This is a genomic window from Neobacillus drentensis (assembly GCF_036965245.1).
GTDB classification, from domain to species: domain Bacteria; phylum Bacillota; class Bacilli; order Bacillales; family Cytobacillaceae; genus Neobacillus; species Neobacillus drentensis_G.
Genome location: NZ_JBALPG010000128.1, coordinates 1 through 21156 on the forward strand (window position 1 = coordinate 1; position 21156 = coordinate 21156).

27 protein-coding genes are annotated in these 21156 nt (G+C 38.5%); 3 read left to right on the forward strand and 24 right to left on the reverse strand.

Features of this window, described 5'->3' with window-relative positions:
- Positions 1-101: 101 nt before the first annotated feature.
- The 5 genes from V7150_RS21265 to V7150_RS21285 form a co-directional block, all read right to left on the reverse strand.
- Positions 102-236, reverse strand: a complete 135-nt coding sequence (locus tag V7150_RS21265) for a hypothetical protein (protein WP_335522258.1) — start codon at positions 234-236, stop codon at positions 102-104.
- 217 nt (positions 237-453) lie between these two features.
- Positions 454-1599, reverse strand: coding sequence for a DEAD/DEAH box helicase (locus tag V7150_RS21270; RefSeq protein WP_335522260.1), 1146 nt, complete (start codon positions 1597-1599; stop codon positions 454-456).
- Between the two features lie 88 nt (positions 1600-1687).
- Positions 1688-1987, reverse strand: a complete 300-nt coding sequence (locus V7150_RS21275) for a DUF5658 family protein (RefSeq protein WP_335522262.1) — start codon at positions 1985-1987, stop codon at positions 1688-1690.
- 336 nt (positions 1988-2323) lie between these two features.
- Positions 2324-2533, reverse strand: a complete 210-nt coding sequence (locus tag V7150_RS21280) for a heavy-metal-associated domain-containing protein (RefSeq protein WP_335522264.1) — start codon at positions 2531-2533, stop codon at positions 2324-2326.
- A gap of 16 nt (positions 2534-2549) precedes the next feature.
- Positions 2550-3002, reverse strand: a complete 453-nt coding sequence (locus V7150_RS21285; RefSeq protein WP_335522266.1) for a flavodoxin — start codon at positions 3000-3002, stop codon at positions 2550-2552.
- A gap of 158 nt (positions 3003-3160) precedes the next feature.
- On the opposite strand from V7150_RS21285, the gene V7150_RS21290 reads away from it, so the two are divergent.
- On the forward strand, positions 3161-3868 hold the full coding sequence (locus tag V7150_RS21290; protein ID WP_335522268.1) for a Crp/Fnr family transcriptional regulator: 708 nt from the start codon (positions 3161-3163) through the stop codon (positions 3866-3868).
- Here V7150_RS21290 and V7150_RS21295 read toward each other — a convergent pair.
- From V7150_RS21295 to V7150_RS21320, 6 genes are all read right to left on the reverse strand, one after another.
- A complete protein-coding gene (locus V7150_RS21295; protein ID WP_335522270.1) occupies positions 3865-4113 on the reverse strand; it encodes an amino acid decarboxylase in 249 nt (82 codons plus the stop codon). The two genes, V7150_RS21290 and V7150_RS21295, sit on opposite strands and share 4 nt — an antisense overlap.
- Before the next feature lie 169 nt (positions 4114-4282).
- Positions 4283-4903: an arylformamidase gene (gene kynB / locus V7150_RS21300; protein ID WP_335522272.1), complete on the reverse strand. Its 621-nt coding sequence runs from the start codon at positions 4901-4903 to the stop codon at positions 4283-4285.
- A 287-nt stretch (positions 4904-5190) separates the two neighbouring features.
- Positions 5191-5556, reverse strand: coding sequence for an SCP2 sterol-binding domain-containing protein (locus tag V7150_RS21305; RefSeq protein ID WP_335522273.1), 366 nt, complete (start codon positions 5554-5556; stop codon positions 5191-5193).
- A gap of 122 nt (positions 5557-5678) precedes the next feature.
- Entirely contained in the window at positions 5679-6281 is a 603-nt protein-coding gene (locus tag V7150_RS21310) for a TetR/AcrR family transcriptional regulator (protein ID WP_335522275.1), read from the reverse strand.
- Between the two features lie 125 nt (positions 6282-6406).
- Positions 6407-7423, reverse strand: coding sequence for a 4Fe-4S binding protein (locus V7150_RS21315; protein ID WP_335522277.1), 1017 nt, complete (start codon positions 7421-7423; stop codon positions 6407-6409).
- Between the two features lie 298 nt (positions 7424-7721).
- On the reverse strand, positions 7722-8708 hold the full coding sequence (locus V7150_RS21320; protein WP_335522282.1) for a Gfo/Idh/MocA family protein: 987 nt from the start codon (positions 8706-8708) through the stop codon (positions 7722-7724).
- 145 nt (positions 8709-8853) lie between these two features.
- Between V7150_RS21320 and V7150_RS21325 the strand changes: the two genes are divergently transcribed.
- Both V7150_RS21325 and V7150_RS21330 read left to right on the forward strand, forming a co-directional pair.
- The gene (locus V7150_RS21325) at positions 8854-8985 is read left to right on the forward strand and encodes a hypothetical protein (RefSeq protein WP_335522283.1); all 132 of its coding nucleotides are present in this window, start codon (positions 8854-8856) and stop codon (positions 8983-8985) included.
- A 106-nt stretch (positions 8986-9091) separates the two neighbouring features.
- Positions 9092-10750, forward strand: coding sequence for a glutamine--tRNA ligase/YqeY domain fusion protein (locus tag V7150_RS21330; RefSeq protein WP_335522285.1), 1659 nt, complete (start codon positions 9092-9094; stop codon positions 10748-10750).
- Between the two features lie 159 nt (positions 10751-10909).
- Here the strand turns inward: V7150_RS21330 and V7150_RS21335 are convergent, their stop codons facing one another.
- The 13 genes from V7150_RS21335 to V7150_RS21395 all read right to left on the reverse strand — a co-directional run.
- Positions 10910-11920, reverse strand: coding sequence for a PAS domain-containing sensor histidine kinase (locus V7150_RS21335; protein ID WP_335522287.1), 1011 nt, complete (start codon positions 11918-11920; stop codon positions 10910-10912).
- A 16-nt stretch (positions 11921-11936) separates the two neighbouring features.
- The gene (locus V7150_RS21340) at positions 11937-12386 is read right to left on the reverse strand and encodes a GAF domain-containing protein (protein WP_283921998.1); all 450 of its coding nucleotides are present in this window, start codon (positions 12384-12386) and stop codon (positions 11937-11939) included.
- 15 nt (positions 12387-12401) lie between these two features.
- The gene (locus V7150_RS21345; RefSeq protein WP_335522290.1) at positions 12402-13052 is read right to left on the reverse strand and encodes a response regulator transcription factor; all 651 of its coding nucleotides are present in this window, start codon (positions 13050-13052) and stop codon (positions 12402-12404) included.
- Between the two features lie 19 nt (positions 13053-13071).
- Complete coding sequence (locus V7150_RS21350; RefSeq protein WP_335522292.1) at positions 13072-13725, reverse strand: sensor histidine kinase; 654 nt, start codon at positions 13723-13725, stop codon at positions 13072-13074.
- Positions 13726-13770: 45 nt separating this feature from the next.
- Positions 13771-14052, reverse strand: coding sequence for a hypothetical protein (locus V7150_RS21355; RefSeq protein ID WP_335522294.1), 282 nt, complete (start codon positions 14050-14052; stop codon positions 13771-13773).
- Entirely contained in the window at positions 14039-14350 is a 312-nt protein-coding gene (locus tag V7150_RS21360; protein WP_335522295.1) for a hypothetical protein, read from the reverse strand. The genes V7150_RS21355 and V7150_RS21360 overlap by 14 nt, the downstream gene beginning before the upstream one ends.
- Positions 14343-14534 (reverse strand): hypothetical protein, encoded by a 192-nt coding sequence (locus tag V7150_RS21365; protein ID WP_335522297.1) that lies wholly within the window; start codon positions 14532-14534, stop codon positions 14343-14345. The genes V7150_RS21360 and V7150_RS21365 overlap by 8 nt, the downstream gene beginning before the upstream one ends.
- Positions 14524-15048, reverse strand: a complete 525-nt coding sequence (locus tag V7150_RS21370; protein WP_335522300.1) for a ubiquinol-cytochrome c reductase iron-sulfur subunit — start codon at positions 15046-15048, stop codon at positions 14524-14526. Before V7150_RS21370 ends, V7150_RS21365 begins: the two co-directional genes overlap by 11 nt.
- Positions 15049-15060: 12 nt before the next feature.
- On the reverse strand, positions 15061-15621 hold the full coding sequence (locus V7150_RS21375) for a 4Fe-4S dicluster domain-containing protein (RefSeq protein ID WP_283921991.1): 561 nt from the start codon (positions 15619-15621) through the stop codon (positions 15061-15063).
- On the reverse strand, positions 15622-17811 hold the full coding sequence (locus V7150_RS21380; protein ID WP_335522303.1) for a molybdopterin oxidoreductase family protein: 2190 nt from the start codon (positions 17809-17811) through the stop codon (positions 15622-15624).
- Positions 17798-18880 carry a hypothetical protein gene (locus V7150_RS21385; protein ID WP_335522305.1) on the reverse strand — a complete coding sequence of 361 codons (1083 nt, stop codon included), beginning with the start codon at positions 18878-18880 and terminating at the stop codon, positions 17798-17800. The genes V7150_RS21380 and V7150_RS21385 overlap by 14 nt, the downstream gene beginning before the upstream one ends.
- 147 nt (positions 18881-19027) lie before the next feature.
- Positions 19028-20209, reverse strand: coding sequence for a hypothetical protein (locus tag V7150_RS21390; RefSeq protein ID WP_335522307.1), 1182 nt, complete (start codon positions 20207-20209; stop codon positions 19028-19030).
- A 143-nt stretch (positions 20210-20352) separates the two neighbouring features.
- The coding region (locus tag V7150_RS21395) for an HD-GYP domain-containing protein (protein WP_335522309.1) at positions 20353-21156 on the reverse strand (804 nt) is incomplete at its 5' end.

Consider the following 21156-nt stretch of genomic DNA (forward strand, 5'->3'; position numbering starts at 1 on the left):
AGTTATGAACAAATTCCTAATGGATATAAACAAATCCTTAAATAGAGCTACTTCTTACAAAACGAAACGCCTCCTTGCTTTTTCAGGAGGCGTTTCTTGATTTATTTACTATTCGGACGATTTCGTTTTAAATCTTGACCAGTTGTAAATTCAACCAGATCAGAGCTATCCTTCATTGGCTTTTTCGTATTGTTGTTGCGCTGGGCATTAGCATTACCAAGTTTCTTTCTTCCCACACATACCAACTCCTTTTTGAGAAATTCATTGATAGTATGGATGAATTCAAGAAGACTTATTCTATGAAGGGTGGCTTACGGTAGTCTGTCATTTGTTCAAAAGCATACGCCACTTGGATTAAAAGCGGTTCAAAGTGACACCTATTTTTTAAAAATGAAGATCGTTATTAACTGTTCTTAAAGAAAATAGCAGTGGTTTTCCCGCCACTGCCAGCCCTTATCGTTTTACTTTATTACCTCTTTGTTCTTGAGCAACAATTTGTCCTTGATAAAAAACTCTTTTATGAAGCGGGACGTTTAACTCACTACAATAGCGCTTAAGTTCACGTTCTTCGCGCTCGGTTACAAGGGAGATAATCGTACCATTAGCGCCCATTCTCCCTGTTCTTCCTGCTCTGTGCACATATTGGGAGATGTCCTTTGGGAAGTCAATCTGAACCACATGTGTAACCCCTTGAATATCAAGTCCACGTGCCGCAATATCTGTAGCAATCAACATTTTTATTTTACCATCGCGGAAAGCCTTTAATGTTTCCTGACGTTCTAGCTTCTTCATGTCACTATGCAGGACCCCGATTGATAACTCTTTAAAAAGCATTTTTTCTTTAAAAACTTGAATCTCTCCGATGTCATTTATAAATGCGAGCGTTTTACTATTTGCTAAGCGTGCAATTTTTTCAAGCAGTTTAATTTTGTCCCTTGGTTCACATGAAAAATAGATATGCTCTACTTCCCCAGATGAAGCCATTTCATCTTTTTCAATTCTTAGTACCTCAGGTTTGTTTGTCATTTCTTTTGCCAGCTTTTCTGTTGCTGATTTCATCGTTGCCGAAAATAAAACGACTTGGCGGTCACTTAAGGCCGACTTCACAATGTTTTGGACAGTGTGTAAATGCTCAGGAATCAGCAGCTGGTCACCCTCATCAAGAACGACTGTTTTTACTTCATGCATTTTAACTTTTTTCTGTTTAATTAGTTCTAGCAATCTGCCAGGTGTCGCAAAAATAACATGGGGGCGCTTTTTTAATTTTTCCAGTTGCCGTTTTAAGTTTGCCCCGCCAATAATCGACGTGCCCCTTATTCCGCTTCCTTCCGACCATTTTTGAAATTCTTGATAGACCTGCATGACCAGCTCTTGTGAAGAGGCGAGCACTACTGCTTGTAGGGACTGCGCATTCACATCGATTTTATTTAATAGTGGAAGTAAATAAGCGAGCGTCTTTCCTGTACCTGTCGGTGATTCGGCAATTAGATCTTTGCCTTCTGAAATTAGTGGGATTGCGGCTTCTTGAATCGAAGTCGGTTGTTGAAACCCTGATTTTTCCCACGCTTCCTGCAAAAATGGCTTTAACGTATTTAACATGTTGTACTCCTTATATCATTTTTCTTATTATTTGTTTTTCGATATCGTATTGATACTATCGTAATAATCTTTGGGTGTCTAGATGGGATCATGTTGAAGTATTGATGTAGAGGATAATCCAGATCATGTGATATACAAGGACAGAGAGGTAAAGAACACTGGTGGAGACGATGAGAGTTCTAATCCATCCTTTCAAAGGTCGAAGATAAAACAAACCAAGCAGGAGAAGCGGCAGAACTATTTTTATCATATAAAAATATGACCAGCTTTGTTCAATGACATGCTTCATCATCGGGTTCCCTTCTTCAACGAAACCTGAAGCAATCCCGAAATGGGTCAAGACAGCGTCCAGTACACCGGCAAATAACAGGAATAAACAGAGTCTCATGATTCCTCCTTTAAAAATTTTTTACTATTTATAACAATTGTTGCTTTAAATTTGTACGCTTACTCATTCTTTAATTAAGAATAAAAAGAGAACATTTAAATCCGCTTGTAACTGAACCTCTAAAAATTACTTCAATTTACATAAAGACATCCTCGAATTTATTGCCTGTTTGTTCTCCAAAATATTTCCTCCTTTTTTGGTTATTATTTTACTGGGAGGAAAAATTATTACTGTCATAGGTATTATCATAACACGACATATTTATTATAACGAACTTACACGTTCTTAATAAAGTATATTTTTGTAAAAAAAAATGCTCCATGAGAGCAGCATTTGTTAATCAAATGTTCGCAGTGTCCATTTATAAAGATTACGATTAATTTCCTCCGGTTGAATGATATTTTCATTAAAGTTGATTAGCATTTTTCCACTTCCGGACAATATCATTATTTTTTCAATACCTTGGGTTCTTTGCATCTTTCTTTTTATTTTCCCTATACAACCGGTACAGGCAACATCATTCAATGCCAGTTCCATTATACTCATCCTCACCAACCCCCTCTCAAGAAAATAATAATTTTTCTACAAAGGAATGACCAAATTTGATACATTGTTCTATTCCCGTTGCAGTTGGTGAAAGGTCGATTTTTAAACTCTCAAGCACAATATCAGCACCTAATTCCGCAAGCTTTTTCTCCAAAATATCAACCGCACCCCCGCGATGCTCATACGAAGAGTCGCAGGAGCCAAAGGCAGCTGCTATTTTATTCGTTAAATTTAATTGGGCCATTTCATGATAAAAATCAAGATACTCATCCGGCAGCTCTCCATCTCCCCAAGTATAGGCACCCAACAATATACCATCGTAATCTTGAAGATCTGTTACATCTACTTCTAAAATATCCTTTATCGTTACAGAACCGCCGGTCTCTTGAATGCCTTCTCCTATAAGGTTGGCTATTTCTTCAGTATTCCCTGTCATACTTGAATAAACAATTAAACAGGATGCATTCATGGTGAAATCACCTCATGTTTTTCTTTCATTTTAACGGGAATCATTCTCATTAACCTTGATCTGTATCAAGAAAAGGAGAGAATTGATACAAATCACTACTTAAATTTGCATAAACAGATAATATTAAACTTATAGAATATCGGATAGGAGTTGGGAGAATGCGCTGTGACCATTGTTGTTCTCGTCAATCTTCATGCATTACATCTGTTCCCGTTTTTAAAGGGATGAAAGAAGCGGACCTTCAACTATTACAAAAAGCAACAAGGAGCCGTCACTTTTTAAAAGGGGAGTTTATTTTTCGAGAAGGGGAACGTTCCGAAACTCTATTTGTTGTAAATGAAGGTCTGATTAAACTAACAAAAATGTCGGCAGAAGGAAAGGAGCAAATTGTCCGCTTGTTGTTTCCAGGGGATTTTTTCGGGTTATTTTCATTACTGAAGAGCGAAAAACACTATGTTAATGCGGAAGCAATAGGGGGATCACCTACGGTGATTTGCTATATTGAGAAAAAGGATTTTCTGAAGACGATGGAGAATAACGCTGATTTATCCTTCCGTTTTTTACTGACAGTAAATGACCGTTTGTATGAGGCGGATGAGTCGGTTGGATTTTTGAGTTTAATGGAAGTGGAACAGCGACTGGCAAGGGCGCTTATTCTTTTTCATGATAAATTGAACGCAAGGAACGGAACCTTTACGTTGCCCATAACGAAAAAGGATTTGGCCAGCTATATTGGAACAACTCCAGAATCGGTGAGTAGAAAGCTCTTAGCGTTTATGTCACAAAAGCTGATTGCAATGGACGGACGCAGAAAAATACAAATTCTAGAGTTGGACCAACTTAAACAAATGGCGGAAATGAATTAAAACTCATCTAATTTTACAGCCATAAGTCTAAAATGCATAGGTTCGATTTCATTGACAATCACGTTCATTCCAAATGATTGCAAATTTGCGATTAACCGCTCTCCTCGATGCGGTAAATGAATTTCGAAAATAGTTCCTACTGGTGCAGCTTTAAGAAAGTTTAATATTTCCCGCCGTGGATGCTCCCCCTTCACAACACGTTCCCGGACATCCATGACTACTTTTTTATCAACTATTTCAAACATAATTCCACTCTCCTTCGTGAATGGTTTTATGCTAGTTTATCACCCCTTTTCCCTTATGAAATTGATTAATCTACCAGCGGCGTAGTGCAAAGGGTGCCTGACACCCTTTTTACCACCGTGGGAGTACAAATCCTTAGTGCAAAGAGTGCCTGTCACCCAATTTGACACCCTACCATTGTCTTAGGATGGCGCGGACGGGGCTGCCGTCTCCTTCGACTAGTGGCAGCGGCAGGGCGATTAGTTCGTAATCTCCCGGTTCGATTCCTTCTAGCATTAGTGATTCTAAAATGTGAATCCCATTATCATATAAACTGTGATGTGCTGGCAGCTCCTTACTGTCAATCGGATCCACAGACGGAACATCTAAACCAATAAGCTTAACCCCTTTACTAGCTAATAATGGCGCCAGGTCTGGCTCAATATATGGGATTTTCTCAGGGAAATCGGCTGGATTTTGCCAGGCAAGTGTTCTAAATAAAACCCTTTTACACCCATCAAGATCACTGCCGTTCAAATCCGCTGCACTAATACTTTCCTTACCAATCATATTAATGACTCTCACAGGGCCAATGTAAAGACTAAGATCCAGTTCAATGATTCGTTTTCCATTGTTATCAAAATGAAAAGGGGCATCCACATGTGTTCCTGTGTGAGTACTTAATTCGAGCCTGCCAACATTTACTGAGCCGCTTTCCTCCATAGGCCATGAGACCTCAAATTGAAAAGGGGTATCCCCCGGCCAAACCGGCATTCCATTTTCCAGCTTTCTAGAAATATCGAATATCCTCATCCTATTTCACTCCTAATACAATCGTATTGTACTTTTTCTCATTATTTCATATTGCCCCAATCTTTTTCCATTATTTTTTTGGAAACCGGTAAATAGAACCTTAAACTAAAAAAAGACAGGAGAGTGGACTCCTGCCAATTCAATGAAATGCTCCCAAAATTCACCGATTCGATAAATGATGCCCTCTTTTAATTCATCAAAAGGTATCGAAAAAAAGTGACAAAAAAGGCAGTAGCCCTACAGTGTCTGTTTTTCCAATATCGATGTTTCTGCCTGTTAAAACTGACTTAAAATGGTTCCTTAATATTATATTTTCGGAGAATGGTTTCTATTTTCATTCCTTTGCTAATATCACCTTTGGCCTTTACCTTCCCTGTCATTAATGCAACAGCGCCACTTTGTTTTCCTAAAACAAATTTTTTGAAGTTATCATATGATAATGCCATGGTTACATCAGGAGCAGCTTCTACTCCTTCCTTAATCGTTAGTTTATCATTCTGAAAATAATGCTGGTATGTACCCGTCTCCTCACCGTGTACATCATATTGAACAATCGCGTTAAACCCTTTAATTGGTGTGGGATTTTCATTAAAAATCTCCTCAATTCTTTCCATTAGGTCTGGTAACGAGTATTCGTTAATTCCTTTTGCCATTAGTAAATCCCCCCTCATTAGTAGAAACTGGTATTTCATCTAAATCTATAATACTAATACGTATCCGTATTATTCAATGAAAAATTTTTGAACTTTTTTGACTTCTCCTTAAAAACCATCCGTTAATTAGCTAAATTCACGAAAGCTCCAATTACAATTCGATTAAGAAGGCGGGCAATTTCATCAAAATTGACTTGTTTGCCGCTCTCTTCTCCATAATTTTGAACAACTACTTCGTTGATGGCTCCTACCATTGCCTGCGATACGACACGCATATCCGATTCGGAAACCGTTTCAGGCAACAACCCCTGTACGGTTTGAAAAATAAGTTGGGCAAAACGGCGGTGGGTCTCATTTCTTACTTTTTCCACCTCTTTTGAAACACCGACTGATTCTACCAACATTAGGTTGGCGGCCTTAATATCAGTAAAACAAATTTCAATATAGCGGCGAATCCCTACATAAGCTTTATAGGCATTTCTAGGTTCTTGTTCATTTGCCCTTCTAACCTCCTCAAGTATTTCCGAAGCTACCAAATTCAATAGCTCAGCCATTAATTCCTCTTTACTTGAGAAGTATTGGTAAAAGGTTGTTTTAGAAACCCTCGCCATTTCAACAATATCCAGAACGGAGGTTTTTTTAAAGCCTTCATTGGTAAAAAGAAAAAGTCCCGAATAAAGAATTTTTTCCTTTGCTTCTATCGGCATTTCCTTTAAAAATAGCATGCTAAATCAGTCCAATCATATTAGTACGAAAACGTATTTGTTTAAATTTTATAAGAAATGAATAGGTTTCACAAGAAACCTATTCAAAAGCAACCAACTTGATGCTGCAAATGGAACAAGTAATTCTAATGACCGATGTACCGAGCATCTGGAATCAATTCTTTCCATTCTTGATAGGATATGATGGTATCCCAATGGCCTGTGATTTTTGCAATACCAATGACAAGGAAAAACAGAACAAAGAAAGTAACAGGAACGAACCATTTATTAACCTTTTTGTTAGCAACCGTCATGTTCAATGTATCCTTTACCGGGCATGCTTCCACACATGACATACAGGCAGAACAATTGAGTGAATTTACTTTCTCTGCCTTATGAACCTTCAATCTTTGAGGACAAACCTTTGTACACATTTCACAGTTCGTACAGGTATCTTCATTTCGCTGTATTTTGGTAACTCTAAAGATGGAACCAAGACCAATCAATGCACCGTACGGGCAAAGGAACCGGCACCAAAAGTTTCTGAAAAATAATGATAGAATAAAAATGACAATAATAAATTTCAACATAAAGCCGCTTATGTTAAGGAATAGTAATAACATTTTTACATCAGAAACTTTATTATAAGGATCTACAAGAAAGCTTTTTGCGCTAAAGGTGTCCATTTGAATAACCATCGCCACAAAGAATAACAACAAGACATATTTTATTGGCGTTAAAAACCAAACAAGCCATTGCGGCATTTCAAAGTTCTTTTTAAACAGTTTCCTGCCAAGCCAGCCGATCATTTCACCAGCCGTTCCAACAGGGCAAATCCAGCTGCAGAATGATTTACGAAAGAGGATGCCTGCCCCAATAAAAAACGAGAGCAGCACAAGTCCTGCCGGATGGATTACATCAAACTCTCCACTCGTCAGCCAAACCTTAAGTGCCACCAAAGCACTGATAGGCAAGAATCCTTCTACCGCAGATGGACGTTCGACGAAAGGCGTTTTTCCGTTCGTTTCAAAATGCTGATAAAATTGATAAAATTGCAGACCTACATATAGTAAAAACAACAGAAACACTGCCTGAACGGTATACCTTGTGATTTGTACAGGCTTACATTTCAATTGTTTCTTATACCAAGCTTTTGACTTCATAGCGTTTCCTCCATTCTATCGTTATCTTAACTATAAATAACGGAAAAAAACGGGTATGTGATTTAAATCATCGAATCAATGCATTTCATAAAGATGTCACATTAGCTCCTTACATGTAAAAACATTCGATTGGTAAAAGCCAGTGTCAGGACACAAGTGGATAAAGAAAACTCGCCGATTGGCGAGCCCTGAAGGGCGATGATAGAGGCGTAGTCACCCTTATGCCTGATAGGAAAGTTATACTTTCCTATCGTCTAATAAAAAATGCCAGTGGATAGACAAATCCACTGGCATTTTATTATTTTTCTGTGGCAAAAATTATGTTATTTTGCTTTCGCACCTCTTCTGTAATGCGGAGGACAATTTCGCTCCATTTTTTTAGCCGATTATACTCCTCATCATTTTTCGTTTCAATGATTTGGGCGATATTTAAACATTCATAGACCATGTTTTGTTCTTCTTGCTCGACACTTAAGATTTGACTTGCTTTTGTATGGCTGTCAATGAATTTAATCTCGGAAATTGGCGCAGCATCTTCAAGGACAAAGGTTCCTGCCTCCCCATGAATTTCACATGGAAGAACCGAATGAGATATCTTTGAACAAAGAATCGTACAAACGAATTCTTTATATTCCAACACAAGCGTCCCGCTTCCATCTACACCGCTTCTTAACATTACTGGGTGATAGGTAACCTTATGCGGATCCCCAAACAATCCAACCGCTAAATAAAGCGGGTAGACGCCTAAATCAACGAGTGCACCACCTGAGTATTGGGCAGAGAAGATATTAGGCTCCTCCCCTTGCAAAAATAAATCATACCGGGAGGAATATTGGATATAAGGAAGCATCGTGCTTCTCAGCTTCCCAGCTAAAGGAAGCTTTTCCTTTAAAATATTAAAATTAGGTGTATGGATATTTCGAATCGCTTCGAACAAGTAAACTCCGTTTTCTTCCGCTGTCCGGTATGCCTCTGCTAATTCAGCAGTATTTGAAAAAATCGGCTTTTCACAGATGACATGTTTTTTATTTTTTAAAAAGGTTAGTGTTTGTTCAAAATGGACAGAATTAGGCGAAGCAATATATACAGCCTGTATTTCTTTGCTTTTTGCCATTTCTGCTAAATCTGAATAAAAATATGGAGCTTTATATTGATCAGCAAGTTTTTTCGCATTCTCCTCTGTTCGAGAGTAAACCCCCACTAACTGAAACTGTTTGCTTAGGCTTGCTGCCTGGATAAAGGATTCGGTAATCCATCCTGTTCCAACTGTAGCAAAGTTAATCATTTCACTACCTCTTTCTTTTTTATTACTTTAAGATACCATTTTAGTCTTTTTATGCCTCGTTTACCAATGATAAAATTGAAAATTTCTCATAATATGCCTGTTTTGTTCATGAATTGTTGGGAACAATGGAAAAATATCAGTTTTTATGTTATTTATAAGTAATAGAAATGAAGAAAAGCGGAAGGCGCTTGCTTATTGGCAATATAGGAAGACTAATCGATTGGCAAGTAAAACGAAGCAAAGATTAATCTTCCTTAATGCCTACGAAGCAGCCTAGGATAAGACAAGCCGGCAGGAAAGTTGTTCTTTAATCTTCTTACACGGATTGGCTTATGACCGAGCAGATGGCGGCCGGAGCTAGACAATGAAGAAAGAGGTTGAAAATGGTGGATAATCAAACATCAAACTTTATTAAAGATATTATGATAAAAGACTTGGAATCAGGTAAGCACCAAGAGATCATTACTCGTTTCCCACCAGAGCCAAACGGTTATTTACATATTGGACATGCAAAATCGATTATCATCAATTTTGGCTTAGCAGATGAATTTAACGGGAAAACCAATTTACGCTTTGACGATACCAACCCGTTAAAGGAAGATATCGAATATGTAAATTCTATTAAAGAAGACGTAAAATGGCTTGGTTTCGAATGGGATAACTTATTATTTGCCTCCAATTATTTTGAAGAAATGTATAACAAGGCTGTTCTTTTAATTAAAAAAGGTTTAGCATATGTAGACGACTTGTCAGCTGATGAAATCCGTGAATACCGCGGCACACTGACAGAGCCTGGAAAGAATAGCCCATACCGCGACCGAACCATTGAGGAAAACCTTGATTTATTTGTACGGATGCGGAAGGGTGAGTTCGACAACGGTCAAAAGGTCTTGCGGGCAAAAATTGATATGGCCTCACCAAATATTAATTTGCGTGACCCTGTCATCTACCGAATCTCTCATGCTACTCATCATAACACGGGGGATAAATGGTGCATTTATCCAATGTATGCTTTTGCCCATCCACTTGAAGATGCGATTGAGGGTGTTACTCATTCGATTTGTACGATTGAATTTGAGGATCAGCGTCCTCTTTATAATTGGGTTGTGGAACATAGTGAAATGGAGAACACACCACAGCAAATCGAATTTGGCCGCTTAAACGTGTCCAATACTGTTATGAGTAAACGGAAGCTTAAGCAATTGGTAGACGAAGGGTTTGTTGATGGCTGGGATGACCCACGGATGCCAACCATTTCCGGGATGAGAAGAAAAGGGTTCACCCCTGAATCGATTCGGACCTTTGTTAGCGAAACAGCTATTACTAAGAACAACAGTACTGTTGATTCGCAAATGCTTGAACACTTTGTCCGTGAAGATTTGAAATTAAAGGCACCTCGGACAATGGGTATCCTTAACCCATTAAAAGTAGTTATCACAAATTATCCGGAAGGCCAAATTGAATTGCTTGATGCCGAAATCAATCCAGAAAATCCTGAAATGGGAATGCGAAAAATTCCGTTTTCCCGTGAGATTTATATCGAAAAAGATGATTTCATGGAAGAGCCGCCAAAAAAATATTTCCGTCTGTTCCCTGGCAATGAGGTTCGCCTAAAAAATGCATATTTCATTAAATGTGAAGAAATCATTAAGGATGCAAATGGTGAAGTCGTGGAGCTCCGCTGCACATACGATCCAGAAACAAAAAGCGGTACAGGTTTTACTGGCAGAAAAGTAAAGGGAACGATTCATTGGGTAGAAGCAACCCATGCTGTTCCAGCTGAATTTCGTTTATATGAACCGTTAATATTGGATGAAACTGAAGAGGCTGATGAAGAAGGAAAAACATTCCTTGATTATGTTAATCCAAACTCATTGGAAGTGCTGCAAGGCTTTGTTGAACCAAACATGAGAGAAAGCAGACCACAGGAAAAATTCCAATTCTTTAGACACGGCTACTTTAATGTCGATCCAAAAGACACAACAGTTGACAAGCTTGTGTTCAATCGGATTGTTAGTTTAAAAAGCTCATTTAAAATATAAAGAAACCTCGCCGATTTGCGAGCCCCTAAGGTCGAAGTCAGAGGCGCAGTTGCACTTATCCGTTAGGAAAGAATAAATTTGAAAAATTTATTCTTTCCTATTAGCTAATTAAAAAGGGTGTCAGGCACTTTTTGTGCCTACACCCTTTTCTAATTCTCTTCAATAACCTGGTACTTCTAAGATGATTTTTGTTCCCTTTCCTGGTGAAGTTTTTATAGTAAGGGTACCGTTAACAGACCGGGCTCTTTCATCCATGCTGAAAAGGCCAACACCAGGCGATTGCTTTTTCGGCTCAAAACCCTTCCCCTGGTCTTCAACCATTACCCTAACCACGTCATCTATCTCTCTTACAGTCACAGCTGCTTCCGATACTTCCGCATATTTTCGGATATTTGTTAACGCCTCTTGAATGATCCGATAAATCGTCAATTCAATACTGATAGTAAGGCGGCGGTTTAATACGCAATCAAAATAAACATCGATATGGTAATGGTCTGAATAACGGGATAAATAAGAACGGATGGCGGGCACTAACCCAAGGTCATCTAACACAGATGGACGCAGTTCCCAGGAGATTTCGCGGATTTCTTCAATCAATTGGGCCGCTTCTTTTTGCATCTGGACAAGGAGCGGATGGTCTATTTCAGAAAGCATCCGGTTGATTGTTATCAGGTGACTATAAAGATTTTGGCCGATTCCATCATGTAAATTTCTTGATAAGCGCTTTCGTTCCTCTTCCTGCACATCAATGATGGTCGTCATCATTTTTTGTAATTCTTGCTCCACGCGTTTTCTTTCCGTAATTTCGTAGCGAATCGCCAAATATTGATATGGTTTTCCCGTATCAGTTAAAAACGGGACGATCGTTGTATCAACCCAATAATAGGTTCCATCTTTTGCTTGATTACAAATTTCGCCTTTCCAAACCTTGCCCGTACCAATCGTTCTCCACATCTCTTTAAAAAATTCTCTAGAATGAAAACCGGAATTAATAATTCGATGATCATGTCCCAAAAGTTCTTCCCTTGAATATTTGGAGATATGACAAAATTGATCGTTCACATATGTAATAATGCCCCGTGAATCGGTGATGGCAACAATCGATGATGCATCAAGGGCACATTTATAATCCATCAGTTCATTTTTGGTTAGCTGAAAATCTGTATCCATTTCCCCATCCCCCACATCACAATAACTGCTCTTTTACTAGTTGTTCCAAGGATAATGCAGATTCCTTTACCTTTTCCTGCTCCTCTTCGGTAAATGAATATTTCACCCTTTTTCCCACGAGCAATACCCCTTTAGGAACAGCATTAAAAAATAATGGAACTGCATAACAGGACACAAGTTTTTCAGCAAGTGCGATTGGATAATCCGTTACTTTTCCCAAAATATCATGCGGAAAGTTGAACATCATCATCGGACTTCCACTAGATATAACTTTTCCGGCAATCCCTTTCCCGTAACGGACCGTTATTCTCTTGTACTTATCATTTAAATTGCCTGTTGCATAATGCCATCTAACATCAGGACCAGATTCATTTTGGATGGCAAGAGCAACAAATTCACTATTTACAGCAGCCATTAACTTGTTGCATAACTCCGTAACCGCTTCCAGTTCTTTAATTACTTTCATCCCAGGTCATTCTCCTTAAATACCATAACCTAATAACCCCTTTTTAACGGCATATTCTACCAACTCGGGCCGGGTTTTCATTTGTAGTTTTTCCATCAAATTTCCTTTATGGGTTTCTACTGTTTTTACACTTATGACGAGCTGCTCTGCAATTTCCTTATTTGAGTAGCCTTTAGCAATCAGTGTTAGAACTTCTTTTTCACGATCAGATAAGAGATTGTAGGTATCATTGCCACCTTTAAGGCTGCCTAAATATTCTTCCATTAACCGCTTCTGTGCCGATGGATGAAGATAAGCATCGCCAGCAGCAACCGACTCGATAGCTGCCATTAATTCATTGTGTGGGGCGCTTTTTAGAATACAGCCAGATGCTCCGCCTTGAATCGCACGGAATAAGTATTCCTCATCATCATGCATTGTAAGAATTAAAATATTTATCTCAGGCTTTAACTTTTTCAACTCTGTCGTTGCCGACAATCCATCTTTTCCATGTGGCATGCTTAAGTCCATGACCACCACATCTGGTTTCAGCTTTAAAGCTTTCTTGATTCCTTCATTTCCTTCTGAGGCTTCCCCGACTACTTCCATTTCAGGATTTGTATTCAGCAGCATTTTTAAGCCGCTTCTCACAACAGCATGATCATCAACCAATAGGATTTTTATCAATGTATAACTCTCCTTTAATTTATAAGGGCAGAGATAGGTCAATAGATGTTCCTTCTCCTATTTTAGAGGAAATGATACACTTCCCGCCAGTTAGAAGCATTCTTTCTTTCATAGCTGCAAGACCAGATGAATGATGGTGATCATCATGTTCTTCAAGTTTAAATCCTTTACCGAAATCATGAATAGTAATTTTTAATTCATCATTATTCCAGATAAAGTTCATTTTTACATTAGATGTATCAGCATATTTCGCAATATTCGTAAGTGCTTCCTGGCAAACTCGAAAAACAGCGATACTGTTTCGCTCAGGAATTGAGTTTTCCTTACCGGTCGATTCTAATTCAACCAGAATGCCAAAAGTCGAAGTATATAACTTAATATAGCTTTTAATAGCAGGGAGTAAACCAAGGGTTGTTAATGCCGGCGGATGCAATTCAACAGAGAGCAGCCTGATTTCCTGAATGGTCTTTTCAATCAGCGATTCCATTTCGCGTAAATAATTTTTCATATGAGGCTCTTGTGCTGCTGATTCAACAAACTGCAGACCTGTTAAAATACTGTACAGGTTTTGTCCGACACCTTCGTGAAGCTCAAAAGCAATCCGTTTAATTTCTTCTTCTTGGGAATGAATAATATAAGTACTGACTTGCTGCTTTGACTTTAATACATCCATCATGCTTCCCTCCCTTTTCTTTATATTAAAAAAGGCAGGTTCTTATTACAAGACCTGAACCTTTTTTACTGTATAGGTTAAACCACTTTCTGGATTGGAAGCCGACCAATGTTCTTCTGACTGACTCACATTACTTGCAAGCGGCACCGCGAGAAAATAATAATCGTCAAAGTAGAAACGTATATGGGTTCTGTCAGGACAAAGCTGGACTTTTTTTACTGTTTTCTTCACAGCCGGCGATTGGTCACCGCCCTCTTCGTCTTGAATGGCTATCTCTACTGGAATACCGACAAACTGTTTCACATCTTCTAATTTAATGAGTTCCACAGCTATTACATCCTCTCATCACAGGATAGATAAACAACTTGTAGCCTTGGAGATACTCCCAAAACCTCTCTCCCGCATTTTCCTCAAGAAAACCAATCGTTTCCTCTTCAGATTTCCAATCACTCATCCCTTTTATTTCAGCAACAACCATATCAGCACCGTCAATTGTTTTTTCTTCCAAAAACCAATTCAAGCGCTTTTTTGCAAAGGTATGTTTCAATAATTCATCAATTTCGGCTGCAAAACCACCTGATTCCGGCCGCACAAAACAAAAGTCAATATAAGTTTCACTAGTCATTGACATTCACACCTTTTTTATAAATAAGGAATGCGATTGGAAATAAAATAACGTTTATAATAGCAGCAATGATTGTGTTTGAATAATGTTCATAAAAGTATTGATGAACCATGTATTGTGTAAAAATAATATTTAACATCAGCACAGCTAGAAGAAGTGCAACAGGCATGTAACTACGCTTCATAACGTTTCACCCCCACCGCATAAACAGCACCGTTTTCAACCTTCACATGAATTTCAGGAAGCGGACGTCTTGGCGGGCCTGCGGTAGGTGCACCTGTTTCGACATCAAATTTCCCATGGTGGCATGGACAAAGCATTTCTTGCTCTTCCTTTTGCCAAAAAACCGGACAGCGAAGATGAGTACAAGCATTTTGATAAGCAACATATTTATTTTCAGAAAGTCTGATTAAAATGGCGCTGTCATGCTCACCAGGGAAGGAAAAGTCAACCGCATCACCGATTGGCAGTGCGCTGACATCGGTAATTTTCTGTTTCGGATATTTTTTATCACCAAGACTATTTAATTCTTTTGCAGCCAGCACTCCCCATGGGAGCGATGAAACAGCGAACACTCCCGCAGCACCGACCAATGTTTTCATAAAGCCACGGCGGTCTAGTTTTCTTTCATTATTACGATTTATGTTATGTGTATAGTTATCTTCATTGAATGGGATTTTATTATTTTTTTCTGACATTCATAATCCCCCCTAAAACAATTTAGTGACGCCCTGAAGGATCCCAGGGAGATTCACTTTTACATTTGTTTCGCCTTCTAAATAAGGCATGCTTGTTACCCATTTACCATTATTTAAATTAAATTGCTTTTGTTTCGCTTCAATTTCTTCATCCGTTAACCATTGTAATGTATTCGTTGGGCATACGCTCGCACACATTGGCGGGATGCCATCTTTAGAGCGGTCAATACAAAGATCACACTTATACATTAGATTTTGCTCTGTATCGAACTTCGGAATACCGTATGGACAGGCAATCGTACAGTTTTGGCAGCCAATGCATTTTTCAACAAGAGCAGATAGAACGGCTCCTGTTTCGTGAATTTGGATCGCCTGAGCAGGACAGCTTCGTGCACATGCCGGATTCACGCAGTGAAGGCACATTAGAGGCATCGTTTGACGGTTTACAAGCGGGTTAACATCGTAAACATAGTTACGGTTACGCTCCTCATGCCCTCCGCACTGTGTACAAGCCGCTAAGCAGGAGCGGCATCCTATACAGTTTTCAAGTTCTAGATATAACCTCTTTTTCATTTACTGCACCGCCCTTTTTTTCAGTTTTTCAATCTGCGCTGCACAAGCTTTAAATTCTGGCATTCTTGAATATGGATCAAGAGCACCGATTGTCAATAGATTTATAGATTTTTCATGGCCCCAGTGGTAAGGAACAAACACGGTATCCTTCCGAATGGCCTCTGTGATTTTCACTTTATAGTTTGTTTCTCCTCTCCGAGTATAGAGACGGACGAATTCTTCGTGTTCAATATTGTATTTTGCTGCTGTTTCTGGATGCACTTCTACAAAGGGCTCAGGACACATATCGCGAAGGAATTGAATTCTTCTCGTTTGATTCCCTGATAAATAATGGTAGACTACACGTCCTGTTGTTAAACGCAATGGGTATTCTTCATCAGGTTCTTCTGCGGACGGTCTGTATGGCAATGCAAGAATTTTTGCTCTTCCATCTGAATGGTTAAACTTTTTATCTAAAAATAAATGTGGTGTTCCAGGATCATTTTCATCTTTACATGGCCAGAACACGCCGTCTTGCTTGTCGATCTTTTCCCATGTTACGCCGTAGTAGTCAGCCGTTCCACCTTTAGAAGCAACACGAAGTTCATTAAATATATCTTCAGAAGTATTTAAGTGTGAAAAATATTTTCCGCGTCCCATTCGCTCGGTAATTTCTACTTGAATCTTCCAGTCTGGCTTTGATTCTCCTAGAGGCATTTGTGCCCGATTAATCTTAATAATCCGTCCTTCAACATTTGTAGTTGTCCCTTCATCCTCTGCCCAAGTTGTTGTAGGCAGCACAACATCAGCAAATTCAGCAGATTCTGAAAGATAAAAGTCAACACATACCATGAAGTCTAAGTTTTTCAACTGTTGACGAACATAATTTTGATCTGGTGCAGAAACGGCAGGATTTGAACATAATAGGTATAATGCACGTATGGTCTTTTGTTCCATTAATCCAAACATTTCAAATGCGGATACACCCTCTTGTGGCATTTCTTCTGGTTCAATGCCCCACACCTTTGAGACATATTTTACGTGATCAGGATTCGCTATTTTACGATATCCAGGTAGTGCATCGGCTTTTTGCCCATGTTCACGTCCACCTTGACCATTGCCCTGTCCTGTAATGGTCGCAACACCCGATTTAGCACGGCCAATTTTCCCTGTAACAAGAGCCATATTTGTATAGGCAGAAACGTTATCTACCCCTTTAATTTGTTGCTCAATCCCTCTGGCAAACATGACTATAGCATTTGGCGCTTTACCGTACAATTCTGCTGCGCGTATAATTTTCTCAGGTGCCACACCTGTTATCACACTTGTATATTCTGGTGTGAATTGTTTAACAAGCTCTTTTGTTTCTTCAAATCCATTTGTATGATTTTTTATAAATTCTTCGTCAGCATAGCCATTTTGGATAATTAAATTAACAATCCCATTGGCAAGTGCAAGGTCCGTACCAGGTCTTAAATCAAGGTGAAGATCTGCTCTTCTGGCAACTGGTGTTTCCCTTGGATCAGCAACAATCACATAGCCGCCACGTTCCTGAATTGCCCAAACCCTGAACATCATTGTCGGATGACATTCGGCGGTATTACTGCCTGCAAGAAAAATACAATCGGTTTCCTGTACATCCGTCCATGGTATTGTTGAACCTCTATCTATACCCAATGAGCGATTTAAACCACCTGCTGCACTAGCCATACAGAATCGGCCATTATAATCAATATAGCGTGTTTGAAGTCCAACACGAGCAAATTTCCCGGTTAGGTAACACTTTTCATTTGTCATTGAAACACCGCTATACACTGAGATTGAATCTTTTCCATAATTCGCTTGAAGCCCGGTGAATTTTTTTACAATAAGATCATATGCCTCATCCCAGCTTGCTTCACGGAAGCCATTTGTCGTACCTTTTAATGATTGATCATCACGGATTAATGGTTTTAGCAAACGGTCTTTATTGTTTACCTGTTGGTAAGCAGTAACTCCTTTCGGGCACATCTTTCCTAAAGTTACCGGCCAATCATATCGAGGCTCAACCCCAACGATCTTGTTTGTTTTTGTATTTACCCTTAAGTTCATCCCACACTGCATTGCACAATAGCTGCAGTGTGTCTTGACTAAGGTTTCATTGGGATGGTTTAAGTTTTCGATTTCTTTAAAAAATTTATCTCGTTCATTCCTAAAATTATCCCTTTGCATTCTGGTTTGCCTCCTTGACCTTCACTTGATGGGTTGCGAATCCTGAGAATCTCGATATTCGATATTTTCTTCGGCACGGAAGACACAATTCAGCAAGATTAAAGCCATCTTGCATATTAAATTCGATCTCATTAACACCCAATACTTGAATAACATCGTTTGATTGTTCAACGGATACAAAATGTTCCCCGCATACCTTACATTCTTTCATATGTTGTTCTCCATAATGTTCACGGTAGTTTCTTGCAAATACGCTCATTGGACGGAATGGGATATGTGCAAGCTTTCCGAATGGTAAATAGATTAATGTCACAATGACTGAGAATTGGTGGATTAACGACATTTGCGGCTGCATCCAGCCATGTAAGACAACGTTCTGGAACGTTAATAAAAGTCCTGTAATCGAAATAAAAAGTAATAGGTAAAGGGGCAAAAAGTCATACATGAATTTTTGCTCTGCTCTAGCCTGCATGTTTTTCAAGCGGCGGTATAATGCCATACACACACCTGCCGTTACCATGATGGCAGCAATATTTAAGGCATTATAGGATAGCCAGGCGATAATTCCATCAGCTTTAACATTCATGACGTTCATTCCAAATAACACGATTGTATAGTAGCCATTGTCTTCCATCGTAAAATACATCCAGCTAAATACAAGTGGAAAAGTAACCAAGCAAGCAAGGACGCAGCCCCAGCCGATTAAGATATGCTGAACCCAACGGTAGATTCCACGATTGCGGACGAAATCATAAATTGCTAAATGATTTACAGCTGTTTTAGGTGTACTTTTTCTAAAAAGTAACTTTAAGCCTTTTTTGATAAAAACTTTGGTTGGCGGTCTTTCGCCCCATGCAATAAAGCGGTAAAAAAATCCACCGATAAAAACAAGTGTCCCAACCATATATCCGTACAGATTCAAATCGATATGTGTAAACATTCTTGTTCCGATAAAAGTTAAGATTAGTAGTCCGGCCACCGTTAGAAACATTGATTTCGCAAAATGGGATGCAAACGCATCATTGATTGAGCTACCCTGTTTTTTAGTTGCTGAAGTATTGGCCTGCATTTCATGCTCCTCCTCAAAAAAATAACACTTCCGTTTTCTTACCCTTATTGTAAGAAAAACTGAAGTGTTAACTACATAGGGGAACTCCCCTATCCTCAGGGGAAAAAACCCTGAGAAATATTATTTTAGACAAAGGTTTGCCACAAATTAATTTTTGAGGTATTTTTTTCGCCATGAATTCAAAAGCAAAATTAAGAAGATGCCAACCTGCAGTGTGAAAACTACAGCATCCCAAAAAGCGAGGCTTGTTGGTGATTTTAAATAACCTGGAAGAAGAAGGTTTGCAGCATGGATTACTTCAGGAATATAATATTTTACATAAAAGAAGAGAGTTAATAATATTCCAAAGACACAGAAAATGGCATATAAGAAAATCGTCTTTCGTTCGCTTTCGAATTCAATCTCGTTCAGTGATCTATTTTTAAGAATCGGAAACCATTTACGAATTGTCTGATTGGCATTTTCCATCAGATTGTAACATCCAGATACATTTTCGAAAACAAAATATAAATCTGTTTTCATATAAAAGCAGCATTGAAAAGAAATTCTCATAAAAATATCAAAAACTGCTAGACTCGTTAAACCCATGATAATCCCTGACTCATTAGAAAAAACCAATTGACAAACTAAGGAAATAAAAAGGGTTACCGTATCGAAACAAAGCCCTGCTAAAAATAATACATTCCTATCTTTAGGTGCTAGTTTCCAAATCGATGACATATCCGTCTCAAAAACAACAAAAAATAAACGATGACCAATCTCCAAATTTGTCGGCAGGTTATATGCTCTTATGGCCAAAATATGCCCAAACTCGTGGATAAGCACTAGAAAAAAAGTAAAAGTCATCCATAAAATTACATTAAGTACCATAATATCAAAAACAAATATATCTTCATGATGAGGAATTAAGGAAGGTTTGGAAATGAATAGGATGAGATTTATTACAAATAAGGATATATACAAAGGATAGGTAAACTTATTAAAGAAGAGTCTACCAATCTTTGGTGAGATCCATAAAAAGCCCTTTGCTTCTTTTAAATGAATCTTTTTTTCAACCTTTACCCCCTCAATTTCCCCAATCAATTCCAATTCTAGTAACTGTCCAGCAAAATCGAGAATATCTACTTCATCATCAGGATATTTCCCCTTAAGTTTTCTCTCAATTTCTCCTAAACGATCACCTTGATTCATTAAGTTGATCGCATCAATACAAATCTCTGGCATTTCATAAAACTCACCAGAATCCTTATCTTCGACAATATAATGTTTTTTATCCTTGCGAATATTAATCGGAACCAACATAAGATGTGACTCGAGTGAAATGTTCATACTAACACCTTTTATCCTGTTATTTAAACATTAAAGAAGGATGCTTAGCATATTGCTAGCATCCCTAACCTCTTATGGTTTTACTCCTACCCAAGAACACCACCAGCAAGTTGTTTTAACTTTCTTTAACTTACGGATTTTCATCACTCCACCTCCTTAATAATTTCCCACTTTTTTGTCCATGGATATTTTTCATGAAATTTAACCCAGGCAGGGAAGACCTTTTTAAATTCTTCTACGAGCATTGGGTCAAATTGGGAACCCTTTCCTTCAATAATACGTTGATAGGCCTCTTCAACCGGCATTGCCGCCCGATAGGATCGCGAAGATGTCATCGCATCAAAAGCGTCTGCAATAGAAGCCACTCGAGCAAGCAAAGGAATTTCCTCTCCCTTTAATTGATCGGGATATCCTTTTCCATCCCAGCGCTCATGATGATAACGAATAACGCAAATACAGTCATTTATTCCTTCGACATTCTTAACCGCTTCAGCCCCTACACCAGGATGTGATTTAATAATTTCAAATTCTTCCTTAGTCAGGTTCCCTGGTTTCATTAATATTTGATCAGGAATATGAACCTTTCCAATATCGTGGAGTAAACAGGCATAAAAAAATGATTTTTGTTCATCCTTTGAAAGTTTTCCTAATTCTTTGGCTAATAATAAAGCATAATTAGCAACACGTTCACTATGCCCCCTTGTATAGGGATCTTTCAGCTCTAGTGTTGCAATAACCCCTTTTACTATTCCCTGCAACTGATTATCATATGAAGTGCTGATTGCACGAACATAACCTTGAAAACGAACTAATAAATAGAATGACATAGTAGATAAAATAACAATGAAAATACTTGCAATAGCAACTAAAGAGGAATTCAAAATAACACCAATTAAAACATATTTTGTGGTAAGTCCTATACTGACTGTCCAAAAATATCTTTTATC